The 12843-nt window shown below is 55.5% G+C and carries 12 protein-coding genes and 5 pseudogenes; 9 read left to right on the forward strand and 8 right to left on the reverse strand.

From position 1 onward, the window contains the following. Nucleotides 1-3 precede the first annotated feature (3 nt). The gene (locus tag AB3G88_RS13995) at nucleotides 4-816 is read right to left on the reverse strand and encodes a crotonase/enoyl-CoA hydratase family protein (RefSeq protein ID WP_099585271.1); all 813 of its coding nucleotides are present in this window, start codon (nucleotides 814-816) and stop codon (nucleotides 4-6) included. A gap of 160 nt (nucleotides 817-976) precedes the next feature. Here AB3G88_RS13995 and AB3G88_RS14000 point away from each other — a divergent pair, with 160 nt between their 5' ends. From AB3G88_RS14000 to AB3G88_RS14010, 3 genes are all read left to right on the forward strand, one after another. Beyond that, nucleotides 977-1531 (forward strand): UPF0149 family protein, encoded by a 555-nt coding sequence (locus AB3G88_RS14000; RefSeq protein ID WP_480450236.1) that lies wholly within the window; start codon nucleotides 977-979, stop codon nucleotides 1529-1531. A gap of 90 nt (nucleotides 1532-1621) precedes the next feature. After that, nucleotides 1622-2878: a 3-phosphoshikimate 1-carboxyvinyltransferase gene (locus tag AB3G88_RS14005; protein ID WP_480450238.1), complete on the forward strand. Its 1257-nt coding sequence runs from the start codon at nucleotides 1622-1624 to the stop codon at nucleotides 2876-2878. A gap of 32 nt (nucleotides 2879-2910) precedes the next feature. Next, nucleotides 2911-3300, forward strand: a complete 390-nt coding sequence (locus AB3G88_RS14010; RefSeq protein ID WP_032886837.1) for a hypothetical protein — start codon at nucleotides 2911-2913, stop codon at nucleotides 3298-3300. Nucleotide 3301: 1 nt separating this feature from the next. Here AB3G88_RS14010 and AB3G88_RS14015 read toward each other — a convergent pair whose 3' ends face one another. Beyond that, the gene (locus AB3G88_RS14015; protein WP_191959042.1) at nucleotides 3302-3901 is read right to left on the reverse strand and encodes an NAD(P)H-dependent oxidoreductase; all 600 of its coding nucleotides are present in this window, start codon (nucleotides 3899-3901) and stop codon (nucleotides 3302-3304) included. Between the two features lie 82 nt (nucleotides 3902-3983). On the opposite strand from AB3G88_RS14015, the gene AB3G88_RS14020 reads away from it, so the two are divergent. Further along, a complete protein-coding gene (locus tag AB3G88_RS14020) occupies nucleotides 3984-4589 on the forward strand; it encodes a TetR/AcrR family transcriptional regulator (RefSeq protein ID WP_191946147.1) in 606 nt (201 codons plus the stop codon). Between the two features lie 43 nt (nucleotides 4590-4632). Here AB3G88_RS14020 and AB3G88_RS14025 read toward each other — a convergent pair whose 3' ends face one another. From AB3G88_RS14025 to AB3G88_RS14035, 3 genes are all read right to left on the reverse strand, one after another. Next, the gene (locus tag AB3G88_RS14025) at nucleotides 4633-5640 is read right to left on the reverse strand and encodes a transcriptional regulator SouR (protein WP_480450241.1); all 1008 of its coding nucleotides are present in this window, start codon (nucleotides 5638-5640) and stop codon (nucleotides 4633-4635) included. A gap of 315 nt (nucleotides 5641-5955) precedes the next feature. Continuing rightward, nucleotides 5956-6564 carry a LysE family translocator gene (locus AB3G88_RS14030; protein ID WP_112195482.1) on the reverse strand — a complete coding sequence of 203 codons (609 nt, stop codon included), beginning with the start codon at nucleotides 6562-6564 and terminating at the stop codon, nucleotides 5956-5958. Between the two features lie 258 nt (nucleotides 6565-6822). Further along, the gene (locus AB3G88_RS14035; protein WP_158235035.1) at nucleotides 6823-6990 is read right to left on the reverse strand and encodes a hypothetical protein; all 168 of its coding nucleotides are present in this window, start codon (nucleotides 6988-6990) and stop codon (nucleotides 6823-6825) included. Nucleotides 6991-7143: 153 nt separating this feature from the next. On the opposite strand from AB3G88_RS14035, the gene AB3G88_RS14040 reads away from it, so the two are divergent. After that, a complete protein-coding gene (locus AB3G88_RS14040; RefSeq protein ID WP_480450244.1) occupies nucleotides 7144-7680 on the forward strand; it encodes a GNAT family N-acetyltransferase in 537 nt (178 codons plus the stop codon). After that, nucleotides 7681-7941, forward strand: a complete 261-nt coding sequence (locus AB3G88_RS14045) for a hypothetical protein (protein ID WP_480450246.1) — start codon at nucleotides 7681-7683, stop codon at nucleotides 7939-7941. A 378-nt stretch (nucleotides 7942-8319) separates the two neighbouring features. Here the strand turns inward: AB3G88_RS14045 and AB3G88_RS14050 are convergent, their stop codons facing one another. Both AB3G88_RS14050 and AB3G88_RS14055 read right to left on the reverse strand, forming a co-directional pair. Beyond that, nucleotides 8320-10083, reverse strand: a complete 1764-nt coding sequence (locus tag AB3G88_RS14050) for an NACHT domain-containing protein (RefSeq protein WP_480450248.1) — start codon at nucleotides 10081-10083, stop codon at nucleotides 8320-8322. A 144-nt stretch (nucleotides 10084-10227) separates the two neighbouring features. After that, nucleotides 10228-10438 (reverse strand): annotated as a pseudogene (locus tag AB3G88_RS14055) (DUF4113 domain-containing protein); the annotation flags it as partial. Nucleotides 10439-10456: 18 nt separating this feature from the next. Here AB3G88_RS14055 and AB3G88_RS14060 point away from each other — a divergent pair. Further along, nucleotides 10457-11010 (forward strand): annotated as a pseudogene (locus AB3G88_RS14060) (SOS response-associated peptidase family protein); the annotation flags it as partial. Nucleotides 11011-11015: 5 nt separating this feature from the next. Here the strand turns inward: AB3G88_RS14060 and AB3G88_RS14065 are convergent. Further along, nucleotides 11016-11375: pseudogene (locus AB3G88_RS14065) on the reverse strand (DNA adenine methylase); the annotation flags it as partial. Between AB3G88_RS14065 and AB3G88_RS14070 the strand changes: the two are divergent. Further along, a pseudogene (locus AB3G88_RS14070) lies at nucleotides 11365-11508 on the forward strand (DUF4224 domain-containing protein); the annotation flags it as partial. The pseudogenes AB3G88_RS14065 and AB3G88_RS14070 sit on opposite strands and share 11 nt — an antisense overlap. A gap of 3 nt (nucleotides 11509-11511) precedes the next feature. Further along, nucleotides 11512-12575 (forward strand): annotated as a pseudogene (locus tag AB3G88_RS14075) (tyrosine-type recombinase/integrase). Nucleotides 12576-12843: the final 268 nt, after the last annotated feature.

Here is a 12843-nt window from a genome sequence, read left to right on the forward strand (position 1 = left end):
CAGTCAATCCACGAATTCGGGTTTCTGCTTACTCATATGGGCCGCGATGGCCACGCGCAGGTCGTTGGATTGCAACATAGCCGCGTTCCAGGTGGCAACGTATTCCAGACCATCATTGACTGTGTGGTCACGCATGTAGCTGATCATGGCCTTGGTGCCGGTCACGGCAATCGGTGACTTGGCGGCGATCTGATGGGCGATTTCCAGGACACCGGCCAGCAGTTGCTCATGATCGGCGTAGACGCGATTGACCAGGCCAATGCTGCGTGCTTCCTCGGCGCCGAACTGGCGCCCGGTGTAGGCCAGTTCACGCAGCATGCCGTCGCCGATGATGCGGGGCAGGCGTTGCAGCGTACCGACGTCGGCGGCCATGCCGATGTCGATTTCCTTGATGGAGAACTGCGCATCTTCAGCGGCGTAACGCATGTCGCAGGCGCTGATCAGGTCGATGGCGCCGCCGATGCAATAACCGTGGATCGCCGCCAGTACTGGCTTGCGGCAGTTGTCGACCGCGTTGAACGAGGCTTGCAGCTCCAGGATCTTGCGGCGCAGCAGGCGTGCGTTGCGGCCGACGTCCTTGCCGAAGGCATTGGCCACCGAGGCCAGCATCATCAGGTCGATGCCCGACGAAAAATGCTTGCCGGCGCCGCTGAGTACCACGGCCCGCACGGCGTCGGTGTCTTCGATCCATTGGAAGATGTCGATGATCTCGGTCCAGAACACCGCGTTCATCGCGTTGATTTTTTCCGGGCGGTTGATCTGCACATGGGCAACGTTGCCAGTGACTTCGACGACGAACGCTTGGTATTCGGACATGGCAGTGATCCCTGGCTGGCGAGTGATAAGGCCCGAACTATAACAAGGGTGCACCACGGCGCATCGGCCAAAAGCGGGACTGGCAAAAAACCCTGCCAGGCGCCATCCTTGGCGCTTTAAGCCGCCCTACCCGCGGCGCTCGACGTTTTAAGGAAATGCCATGCACGCCCAACCCCTCGCCACCACCGATTTGGACTTCATCGAAGAAACCCTGCTCAAGTACGGCGATGACCATTCGGTGCTGAACCTGGCGGAACTCAACGGCTACTTCACCGCACTGGTGTCCAGCCCCGCGCAGGTCGATATTGCAGAGTGGTTCCCGGCGATCTGGGGTGGGCAGAACCCGGAGTGGGAAAGCGCCGAAGAGGCCCAGCAGTTCCTGGACCTGTGCGTGCGTCATATCAACCTGCTGGCTGCCCAACTGGCGACCGACGCCCAAGGTTTCAAGGCACGCTTCGATGACACCGACCATCAAGGCCACACCGTGACCCTCGCCGAAGAATGGTGCTTTGGGTATATCCGTGGCGCCGCCATCGGCAACTGGCCAGCACTGCCCGCCGCACAGGCCGCGCTGCTGGAGAAGATCTCCTGGTGCGCCGAGCAGGACAACTTCGAATTGCCGGCCGACCTGGATGTGCAGGCCCACCAGCAACGCGTCAGCGAGATCGAACCGGCAGCGCGTGCCCTGCATGATTACTGGCTGAGCCAGCGCTAAACCTCGACAAGCACCGCACCTTTGGCCGATTATTCGGGTCCGCCCGTCGGCCACTCCGTCCCACCTTGCCTTGATCAGGAGCCTTGTACCTTGAGTTCGCAGAAAACCGTGACCGTTACACCGCCCAACTTTCCCCTGAACGGCAAGGTCGCACCGCCCGGCTCCAAATCCATTACCAACCGCGCCCTGCTGCTGGCCTCCCTGGCCAAGGGCACCAGCCGCCTCAGTGGCGCGCTGAAAAGCGACGACACCCGCCACATGTCGGTGGCCCTGCGCCAAATGGGCGTGACCATCGATGAGCCGGATGACACCACCTTTGTCGTCACCGGCTCCGGCAAGCTGCAATTGCCTGCGCAACCGTTGTTCCTCGGCAATGCCGGCACGGCGATGCGCTTTCTGACGGCCGCCGTCGCCACCGTCGAAGGCACCGTGGTGCTGGACGGCGACGACTATATGCAAAAGCGCCCGATCGGCCCGCTGCTGGCCACCCTCGGCCAGAACGGCATCCAGGTCGACAGCCCCACCGGCTGCCCACCGGTGACCGTGCACGGCGTGGGCAAGGTCCAGGCCAAGCGCTTCGAGATTGACGGCGGGCTGTCCAGCCAGTACGTCTCGGCCCTATTGATGCTGGCCGCGTGCGGTGAGGCGCCGATCGAAGTGGCGCTGACCGGCAAGGACATCGGCGCCCGTGGCTATGTGGACCTGACCCTGGACTGCATGCGTGCCTTTGGCGCGCAGGTGGACGAGGTCAACGACACCACCTGGCGCGTGGCCCCCACCGGCTATACCGCCCATGACTACCTGATCGAACCCGACGCGTCCGCCGCCACCTACCTGTGGGCCGCCGAAGTGTTGACCGGAGGCCGTATCGACATCGGCGTGGCCGCGCAGGATTTCACCCAGCCCGACGCCAAGGCCCAGGCCGTAATCGCCCAGTTCCCGAACATGCAGGCCACCGTGGTGGGCTCGCAGATGCAGGACGCGATCCCGACGCTGGCCGTGCTGGCCGCGTTCAACAACACCCCGGTGCGTTTCACCGAGCTGGCCAACCTGCGAGTCAAGGAATGTGATCGCGTGCAGGCGCTGCATGACGGCCTCAACGAGATCCGTCCGGGCCTGGCGACCATCGAAGGTGACGACTTGCTGGTCGCGGCTGATCCTGGGCTGGCCGGTACGTCCTGCACTGCGCTGATCGACACCCACGCCGACCACCGCATCGCCATGTGCTTTGCCCTGGCAGGCTTGAAAGTGTCGGGCATCCGCATTCAGGACCCGGATTGTGTCGCCAAGACCTATCCTGAGTACTGGAAGGCCTTGGGCAGTCTTGGGGTCGCGCTCAGCTACTGAGTCAGTAGCGTCGGTTTGGGGAGGGCAAGCACATGACCATTCGCCAACCCTGCCCACCCGGCGCCTGTGTCTGCGACCGCGAGCAACTGCTTGAAGCCCCCGGCGCCGACCTGCGCATCCTCAACCTCACGCGCCAGGAAGAAAAACGCCTGCTCGACCGCCTCGAAGACCTCAAGAGCCTGCAGGACCTGGAACGCATGCAACAGCTGATGTACCAGCAATTGGGCATCCGCGTGCACATCGCGCCAGGGCACACCGAGGTCAAGAGCATGCGCGGGATCCAGATCGTGATCGACGAGCTGCCAGGCATGTGCCGCAAGACCCGGCAATCAATCCCGGCGGCGATTCGCCGAGGCCTGGAGAAACGCCCGGAAATCGCCTACCGCCTATTGGACGCCCACGACCTGTTTCGCGAGGGGTGAATCAACCGGCGACGGTCTCGGTTTCGAATAACCCCTGCCCCACGGCCTTCGCCGTTTTCAGATGCGCCTCGGCCGCGCCGCCCTCCGACTCCAGCAACAGCTCGGACGTCAGCACCTTCGCCCCGCAGTAATCAAAGATGCCGTAGTCGATCTGCGTGCGCATCGCCTTGGCATAGCCGTGGCGGTCAAACGCGCTGTCATCGGCTGCGCCGAGGGCCAGCAGGTGCACCTGTAAGTGGCGCAGTTTTTTCAACACCGGGGTATCCGGGCCGTAGTCGATTGCCCAGCCATTGACGAACACGCGGTCGATCCAGCCCTTGAGCAGCCCCGGCAGCGACCACCAATAGATGGGAAACGCGAGCACCAGGGCGTCGGCGCGGTCGAGGCGCGCCTGTTCGGCAAGCACATCGGCCGGCGGTGCGGCGCGGGTGCGATGGACAAGGTGGTCGGCGGCGGTGTAGCGCGGGTCGAAACCTTCGGCGGCGAGATCGGCGATTTCGTAGGTGTGGCCAGAGGCGATGAGGCCTGCGGCGACTTGCGTGGCGATGCTGTGGGTGAGGGATTGTGGGTCGTGATGAGCTACAACGATCAGTGCGTGCATGACATTGACTCCCTTTCGGTTTAGGCTGGCCTTAGTTACTGTTAGTAAGTTAATTCGAGTAAGTTACTTTTGGTATATAAGCATGTCAAGCACTGAGTCCCCTGCCCCACGTCGTCGTCTGTCCCGTGAAGATCGTCTGAATCAATTGTTGGAAGTGGCCTGGCAACTGGTGCGCGAAGAAGGCACCGACGCCCTGACCCTGGGCCGCTTGGCGGAACTGGCGGGCGTGACCAAGCCGGTGGTCTACGACCATTTCGTCACCCGGGCAGGATTGCTGGCTGCGCTGTATGAAGACTTCGACGGACGCCAGAATCAGGTGTTTGCCCAAGCCATCGAAGCCAGCAGCGCGACCCTGGACGACCGCGCGTGGGTCATCGCCGCGTCGTATGTGGACTGCGTGTTATTGCAGGGTCGGGAAATTCCCGGCGTCACCGCCGCACTCAGCGGCTCACCGGAGCTGGAAACCCTCAAGCGCAAGTACGAGGCGATCTTTCTCGACAAATGCCGCGACGCCCTGGCGCCCTTCGCTCCCAGCGGCACAGTGTCCCAAGCCGGCCTGCGGGCCATGCTCGGCGCGGCGGAAGCCTTGTCCCATGCAGCCGCCAGCGGCGAAATCAGCCGTGAAGAAGCCCAGCACGAATTGCTGGCGACCATTCTGGCGATGGTCAACCGCACGACTGTTTCCTGACCTGAGCCCGCGCCAACAAAGCCTCGCTGACGCTAGGCCCAGGCTATTTGACCAGGCGCTTCTCTTTAGAGGGGCGATAGCCGAAGTACGAGCTGTAGCACTTGCTGAAATGACTCGGCGACACAAAGCCACACGCCACCAGCACCTCTACCTGTGACAACTCGGTGTGCTGCAATAACCGCCGCGCTTCGGTCACGCGCAATTCCATGTAGTAGCGCTGTGGCGTGGTACCCAATTGCTCCTTGAACAGTCGCTCCAACTGTCGACGAGAGCGGCTGGCGTAGACCGCCAACTGGTCCAGTTCCAAGGGTTCTTCAAGGTTCGCGTCCATCAGCTTCACCACTTCACGCAACGGCGCGCTGACGCTGACGTTTTCGGTGGGCTTGATACGCCGGTAGCGGGACTCCTCAAAGGCCAGGATGTCTTCGATACCCTCGACCAACGCCTTGTCGTGCAGGCTCTTGATCCAGTCCAGGGCCATATGGAAGGCGCCTGAAGGACTGGAGGCGGTCAGACGGTCGCGGTCGATCACGTAGGGTTCGCTGGTGACGTGGGTGGCTTTGGACACTTCCGCCAGCGCCGGGCGATGTTCCGGGTGGATAGCGCAGCGGTAGCCCTGCAACAGTCCGGCGCGGCCGAGGAACCAAGCGCCGTTCCACAGACCCGCGAGGTGGACGCCGTGCTCGGCAGCGTTGCGCAGCAGTTGGATGAATTCCTCGCTGGCCTTGAGTTCGGTGCGAAATCCGCCGCAGATCACCAACAACTGCAAATCATGCAGCGCAGCAGTATCCAGGCCCGCATCGGGGCGGATAACCAGGCCCAGGTCGCTGGTCACTTCGCCATCGCCCCAGCCAAACGTACGTGAGGCGAACAGATCGGGGCGTAGCAGGTTGGCGGTGACGAGAGTGTCGAGGGTCTGGGTGAAGGCAGGCAGGGAGAAATGTTCAAGCAACAGGAAGCCGACGCGGGTGACCGACGCCGGCTGTGAGGTTTCATTGAGGTAGCGCAGGTTCTTGCCTTTCATGCCACCGCTGAATTGACGTCTTTCCATCGAGGGTTGGCCCACTCTTATTGTTGATGCAGTGGGCGCCATCTTAGGGGGAAATGCGGTGGCTGTCTCAGGCGCTGATCTTGAAAAAAGCACAGGGCTCCGAAGCCCGTAGCAGAACAGTGCAGAGCGCATCTGATACGGTTTTTTCTTTGTTATCTGCGCCTGTATTGAAATACCCTCAGGGCGGACAATAGCCCCAATCCTGTTCCCCTTCCCTTCGGAGGCCTTATGACCAAGATGGCGATTTTCCTGTTCGGTTTTTTAGTGCTGACCATCGGCATCGGCCTGCTGGCGACCATCTCACCGGTCTAGCACTTAGCTGGCAAACAACATCGGGTACAGCGACAACACCAGCAACCCGGCCATGGACCAGTTGAACAGTCGCAGCCAGCGCGGCTCACGCAGCACATTGCGCAGGCCGCTGCCACACCCGACCCAGACGCACACGCTGGGCAGGTTTACCACGGCAAACACCAGCGCAATCACCAGCACATTGACGACATAGCCCTCGGCCGGCGTGTAGGTGGTAATGGCGCCCAGCGCCATAATCCATGCCTTGGGGTTGACCCACTGAAACGCAGCGGCGCCGAGGAAGGTCATGGGCTTGCCGCGTTCGTCATTGCTGTCGGACATGCCGCCCGACGTCGCGATCTTCCACGCCAGGTACAACAGGTACGTTGCGCCCACATAGCGCAACACGGTGTAGGCCCAAGGAAACACCTTGAACACTTCGCCCAGCCCCAGGCCGACCGAAATCACCAGCAGCATGAAACCGATACTGATCCCCAGCGCATGAGGCATCGAGCGACGAAACCCGAAATTGACCCCCGAGGCCAGCAACATGGTGTTATTGGGCCCCGGTGTAATCGAGGACACGAAGGCGAACAGCACAAAGGCCGAGAGCAGGCTGGTGGGGATGAACATAAGGCAGCATCCAAGCAGGAGTGGTATGCCAGGACAGTAGTGGGTTATGGCCTCCCCTGCCCCATACAGCCAGGCGCGGAATGAGGCGTACACTTTTCACAAAGCTTTCACAGACGCCGGGCTAGGGTGGACTCAGCTCCTAATGAACATCCCTTTTAGCCCGCACTCCCCATCGCGGGCTTTTCTTTGTCCGGGATTTGTCCCAGGCAAAAAAAGAGGCAGGTCATTGTTCATGACCTGCCTCTGGTTGACTGATGGTTAACGCTGACCGCCGCCAGGGCCACCAGGGCCGCCGCCTTGACCATGACCCCCACCGCCATGCCCACCGCCGCCGCCACCGCCCGGCGGCATAAACATCCAGCAGCCAGACAAGGTCGACAACAGCGCGACAACCACAGCTGCCTTGGTTAGGTAATTCAACTTCATGACAACACTCTCTGCTTTACAAGGTTGGGTGTACGGAAAATAAGACCGCTGCAAATGAAGTCCGTCACGGCTTTCGTGTAACGTCTTGGTAGGGTTTGTGTTGTAGTGGATACGTGTATGGGCAGTGGGTTTGAGCTAACCGGGGCGATTCCGATGATCAACATTCGTGCAGCAACAAAAGCCGATCTCGACAGCCTGGGAGCCTTGGGCCGCGAGACCTATCAAGAGCATTTCTCGACCTTGTGGTCCCCTGTTGGCATGAGCGACTTCCTCAAGCAGGATTTCGCACGCGATTCGCTCCGCCGATCACTTGACCTGCCCGACCGTCACTCATGGCTGATCGTCTCAGATGAACAGGGCACGTCCATTGGGTTTTCCAAGGTCAACTGGTCGACACCAGCACCTATCACCGGTGAGTTGGGCGCAGAATTGCAAAAAATCTATTTCCTGAAATCCGCTGCCGGACGTGGCTACGGCAAGCAACTTTTGCAGCTCATTTGCGATCAGGCAGCAAAGCGTGGAGAACTCTTACTGTGGCTGGATGTGCTCAAGAGCAATTCAAATGCCCGACGGTTCTACGAAACATTTGGGTTCCTGCAAATCGGTGAAATTCCATTCAACACGGATCTGGCAGAGGTCGGAATGGTTGTGATGGGCCTCAAGCTGAATCAGCATCAAACGGAGAGGTAGATGGAAGAGTTGATCCAGGGCCTCGACGGGCCCAGAACCGCCCAGCAGGAATTGTTCTATGACCTTGAAGATGCAGCGGCTGTTATTGGGTGGTCAGTGGTGGAGTTGAACGCTCTCGCGGCGAATGGCAGTACGCCCAGCGCCGCAGCCGGTCTGATGAAGATTTGTGCGCTGCTGGCCAATCAACAAGAAAAACTAGCGGTGTATGCGCGTGAAGTTAAGGGGCTGCGCATCAACAGGTCCGAGCCGAGCGGCAACTGAGTCAGCGTGTCGGATCAAACGGCTCCAACTTTTCACCCGCCCATAAAAAATCCCCGTAGACGTTAATCTACGGGGTTTTCAAGAGTGGAGGCCGAGGTCGGAATCGAACCGGCGTAGGTGGATCTGCAATCCACACAAGTATCGTTATTTATCAGTCAGTTACATGCAATACAATTCCGCATCATCAATATTTAAACGGCGCTGAAGCCCTGTTAAATCGGGGTATTCCGTTTCGGTTGCGGAATGGATTTCCTACGCTTTTTAGCCTGTAGTGAGGCTAAGCTCGCGCTGGAAGCGACGTTAATGGAACGATCCCTCCAAAGCTTGAACCTGGTCGAATGCTTTCAGCTTTCATTTCTCGCACGGTTCTGAAATTCACTAGTCAAATATTTCATGTTTTATGCTTTCAGATTCAATTATTCGCCTCGCTTCCCCGACTCGTTCTATCAGTTCCCGCTCCAAGCTCCGAAGTTCTATCCATACATCCGAAATATCAAGGTTTCTCGCCAACGATTCAAAACTTATAGATACCTGCCCAACATGTTGCGCGGGAGTTTGTCGGATGGCTTTTTGCAGGTTTTTTGCACTAGAATTAACAATTGAAATACTTACTACCTCCATAAGCAAGCTAAATAAATTTTGATATAGAGGCAGATCAAAACCATCGTTTTGTGTTGAAAAAGACACAGGAGACGAATTACTCATTAAAACTTCATAGTTAGGAATTCTAGCTGAGACGTACTCAATTAGCGACTCAATACTCTTACCATATAGGAGATGAGTAAGCACCTCCAACTCAGGAACATAATACTTCAAAATAAAATACTTGCTAAATCTATATGAATCTATATAACTTAAAAAAACAAAAACCTCTATCCAATTATGAATACTATAAGGTGCCTTTTCATAAAACTTTTCACAAATTTCGTCCGGCGATTTCTTAACAAATACTGCTGCATGATACTCAAGAATGCTCTTATGCAAAAAGACCAACTCATCAAAACCGTCTTCCAACATCAAGCATGCAACGTTAACTATGTCTTTCCTGAAGCCGTCAACATCGCAAACTACGCCAGGGGCAAACTTACTTGCTCGAAGAAAAACACTCTCAAATTGAGAGTTTGACAAGCTCCGCCTGTGCCCAGCTTGCAAGGTCATAAAGCAGAATGAATCAAATAAATTTCTTATTTTTGATTCCGACAAGCCACTGAAAAGCTGTCTATGAAACCCTACTTTAAATTTATCATGCCTTGTAAATACGGCATTAAAAAGACGCTCGAAAAAGTCCGGAAGGGATGACGGAATTTCACTTTCATTTTCATAAACCAAACATAGCAATGTCAACATTAGAGGTGTTGTTATAACCCCTTTAATGCTTTGGGGCGCTTCACTAATAGCGATATTTAAACTCGCCTTAAACACAACATCTTTCACCAGCTTATTTAAAAAAGGCTCATAATCCTCCTGCAAAAGCGGCACTATTGAAAACATCTCAAACCCTGTCAAATGCGCTATCGCATTATTGGGCCGTGCAGAAACAACCTGGATTAGCTTTTGATATTTTTTCCTAAACTGTTCTATTTGATAGACTGTTGAGGTGACCATATCAGAATGAATCTCATCAAAACCATCAAGCACCAATACAAGCTTCCCACTATTTGCCAGATGTTGGAAAACTCCTAAACCCCCTTTAATACTGCAAGCATCAAGGTAGTCCAATATCAAATCAGTTAGGCTTCTTTCTTTACTAAGCATTCTCAATTCGAGAAAAACCGGGATACATCCAATCTCAACAACGGAATTACAAAGCTTCCGCATTAACATAGATTTTCCCTGACCTACAATACCTTCAACAATAGAATTTTGTTTTAAAAGATCGGACGCAATGACATTCCGACCAGACTCCCTACCAAATAACGTTGGCTCGTAGTAAAACTCATCAAGCAATAATCCCTTATCCTTTGACCAGATAGTTTTTACTGTATTAATATTTATAACCAGATTCGCAATCATGGAAGATGAGCGTGTAACCTCAAGCTTATGCGCACCTTCTTTCACTGCGCCAACTAAATCCCTCGCTATAACAGTTACTATAGGTGTCAGGACCTTCGTGAGCGATGGGATGGTGAATTCAAATACCATTATTAGCCTCCTGCATGAGCATCACTATATTTAATCCAATCTCCACTATACTAAAATTTCATTTTTTTATGCTTTTTATATTTTTTCCTGATTCTATGGTGCGTAGCCCTTTCCAAATGACCCGCCAAATGCTGTACTCAAAAGCTATTTGCATCTGATCGTCCATAGCTGATCAAACCTAGTTGTATAGCTCTGACTCATCATCTCGCGACGCATATCCAGTCAGGTTTCGCTAGCACCCTCGCCGCTTAAAGTGTGCCCTTCCCCCACCGGCTGTTGATCTGGTCCAAAACCGTCTTAACCCGGGTTGCTTCAGCTGGGCTGGCTGGAATATCGCGAATAGATCATCGGTATACAAGTTCTGTACGGGCAGCAGGATGGATTGCACGTCGACGCTGTGCACTGGGGATGGGCAGCGTTTTGGACCAAGGGCAAGCGCCCCGCCGCGATTAACGCCGGTGTAGCGACGGTCACCACAGGGAAGTTCTTTAAGCAACTTTGGCCGAATGGCCGAGCACTAGTGCCTAGTGAGGGGTGGTATGAGTGGGTCAAAGATACTGACGGTCCGAAGAGATAGCAGCCCTACTTCATTCGTCTGAAGAGTCAGAAACCCATATTCTTTGGCGCGCTCGCGCTAGTTCATCGCGACCTGGATCAGCACGACGGCGATGGATTCGTGATCATCACCGCCTCCAGTGATCAGGGCATGGTAGACATCCACGACCGCAAGCCGTTGGTGCTGACACCTGAGCACGCCAGGGAATGGATTGACCCCAACCTTAATCCCCAGCGCGGGCCGAGGAAATAACACAGGACTGTTGCCAGCCTGTGGAGGACTTTGAGTGGTATGCCATTGGCAAAGCAGTGGGAAATGTGAAAAACCAGGGAGCTGATTTACTGCTGCCGGTGCCATCCAAGGATGTTTAATGCTATCAGAACAGTCCACAAAATGCGGCTGGCTCCCAGTTCATAATCACCAGCTCTCCGCTGATCTTAGCCTTGCCTTGCCTTTGGTTTGTGGTGCTGAAGCGAATGTCGACTGTTTCAAAATAGAACCCGTCGAAGGCTCGGCGAATGTCTGGGTGATCGTTAACGCTGACCATTACCTTGCCCTTGCATCGGCGCATGAAGTCGGCCATTCGCTCGTAATTCTCAAAAGGAAAATCCACGCCATAACCTGCCGTCTGCCAGTAAGGCGGATCCATGTAGTGAAAGGTGTGAGCACGGTCGTAACGCTCGGCGCAGTCCAACCAGGGCAGGTTCTCAACGTAGGTGCCCGACAACCATTGGAAGTTTGTTCTGACTGGTGCGCGGCGCCCTATCGTGGGCAAAGTGTATGCCCGTATGAAACTGGCAGGGGTAACACCCTCTGCCGTCAACCCAGCGGCTGAAACTTGGACGCTAGACCTGGCGAACGTGAGCTGATCAATGCGTCGGAAAAATGCAGCCAACTTGGATCTACCGCCACGGATGATCCACCGAAGCCATACGCGCAAGAGCGGAAAAGTCTGGATCGGGTATTATTACAATGGCAGGGACGCCGAGGGCAAACGCAAGGAGATCCCGCTGGGCAGTGATCTTGACGACGCGAAGGTCGAATGGGCACGCCTTGAACGCAAAGCGATACCCTCTCCCGCGCGCTTAATGGACCGACTGTTTGAGGAATATGAATCTAAGGTCATACCCACGCTGACGAAGGGCACCCAGGACGACTATCAGAAAGGCCTGCGGCAGCTTAAAAAGGCTTTCACAGGCGCCCCACTTGCTGCCATGACTCCGCAGGTCATTGCTCAATATCGGAATGCAAGGAAGGCTAAAGTTCGCGCCAACCGAGAGATTGCGCTGCTCTCGACCATGTTCACTTTCGCCCGAGAATGGGTCTGACGGACAAGGCAAACCCGTGCTTCGGTCTGCGAAGAAACAAAGAAACCCCGCGTGACTTCTACGTAGGAGAAATTGTTTGGAACGCAGTCTACGAGCAAGCACCGCAGGAACTGAAGGACGCGATGGACCTGGCCTACCTAACAGGTCAGCGACCAGCCGACGTGCTCAGAGTGGCCGCCACTGATTTGAACGCCGGATTCTTGATGGTGAAACAGGGGAAAACTTCGAAGAAGCTGCGTCTACGCCTTGAAGACGAAGGTGTAGTTTCATCTCTCAGCGCCTTTATCACTGACCTTCAGGAACGCCGCAACATCAGCGGCATCAAAACTTCGACGCTCATTACCAATTCATCGGGCTTGCGGATGAGCCAGCAGATGCTTCGTAACCGATGGGACGAAGCCAGGGAGAATGCCGCAATCAAAGCCGGAGCCGATGGCGACTCCGCTTTGGCCACGCTAATCCGCCAACTCCAGTTCAAAGACATCCGCCCGAAAGCTGCCAGCGAAATCGAGCTGGAGCACGCGAGCCGGTTACTTGGACACTCGACCGAAGAAATGACAAAGAGAGTCTATCGACGTGTTGGTGAAATAGTGAACCCAACTAAATAGGAGACTACAGAACACCAATTAAAAACCCTTTGAGCCGCCCTCTAGCCCCGAACCAACCCTAAACTTTAATAAATGGAGAATAACGGGTACGCTATAGCTAAACTTCAAACCACACACAAACGGCCAGGGCGGCAAAGCATGACAATAAACACAGGATTCCATCTCAGAACGTATAAAAGCTTCGGCTCGACAGGCGCAGGCCTTAACAAAATCAAATCAATAAACGTTATTGTGGGACGCAACAACATAGGAAAGTCAGCATTATTGC

The organism is Pseudomonas arvensis (assembly GCF_056688935.1).

What these genes read in the sequence shown, in the direction of transcription:
- AB3G88_RS13995 (WP_099585271.1), bottom strand. Translation starts at nt 816, where the DNA reads ATGTCCGAATACCAAGCGTTCGTCGTCGAAGTCACTGGCAACGTTGCC.
- AB3G88_RS14000 (WP_480450236.1), top strand. Translation starts at nt 977, where the DNA reads ATGCACGCCCAACCCCTCGCCACCACCGATTTGGACTTCATCGAAGAA.
- AB3G88_RS14010 (WP_032886837.1), top strand. Translation starts at nt 2,911, where the DNA reads ATGACCATTCGCCAACCCTGCCCACCCGGCGCCTGTGTCTGCGACCGC.
- AB3G88_RS14015 (WP_191959042.1), bottom strand. Translation starts at nt 3,901, where the DNA reads ATGCACGCACTGATCGTTGTAGCTCATCACGACCCACAATCCCTCACC.
- AB3G88_RS14020 (WP_191946147.1), top strand. Translation starts at nt 3,984, where the DNA reads ATGTCAAGCACTGAGTCCCCTGCCCCACGTCGTCGTCTGTCCCGTGAA.
- AB3G88_RS14025 (WP_480450241.1), bottom strand. Translation starts at nt 5,640, where the DNA reads ATGGAAAGACGTCAATTCAGCGGTGGCATGAAAGGCAAGAACCTGCGC.
- AB3G88_RS14030 (WP_112195482.1), bottom strand. Translation starts at nt 6,564, where the DNA reads ATGTTCATCCCCACCAGCCTGCTCTCGGCCTTTGTGCTGTTCGCCTTC.
- AB3G88_RS14035 (WP_158235035.1), bottom strand. Translation starts at nt 6,990, where the DNA reads ATGAAGTTGAATTACCTAACCAAGGCAGCTGTGGTTGTCGCGCTGTTG.
- AB3G88_RS14040 (WP_480450244.1), top strand. Translation starts at nt 7,144, where the DNA reads ATGATCAACATTCGTGCAGCAACAAAAGCCGATCTCGACAGCCTGGGA.
- AB3G88_RS14045 (WP_480450246.1), top strand. Translation starts at nt 7,681, where the DNA reads ATGGAAGAGTTGATCCAGGGCCTCGACGGGCCCAGAACCGCCCAGCAG.
- AB3G88_RS14050 (WP_480450248.1), bottom strand. Translation starts at nt 10,083, where the DNA reads ATGGTATTTGAATTCACCATCCCATCGCTCACGAAGGTCCTGACACCT.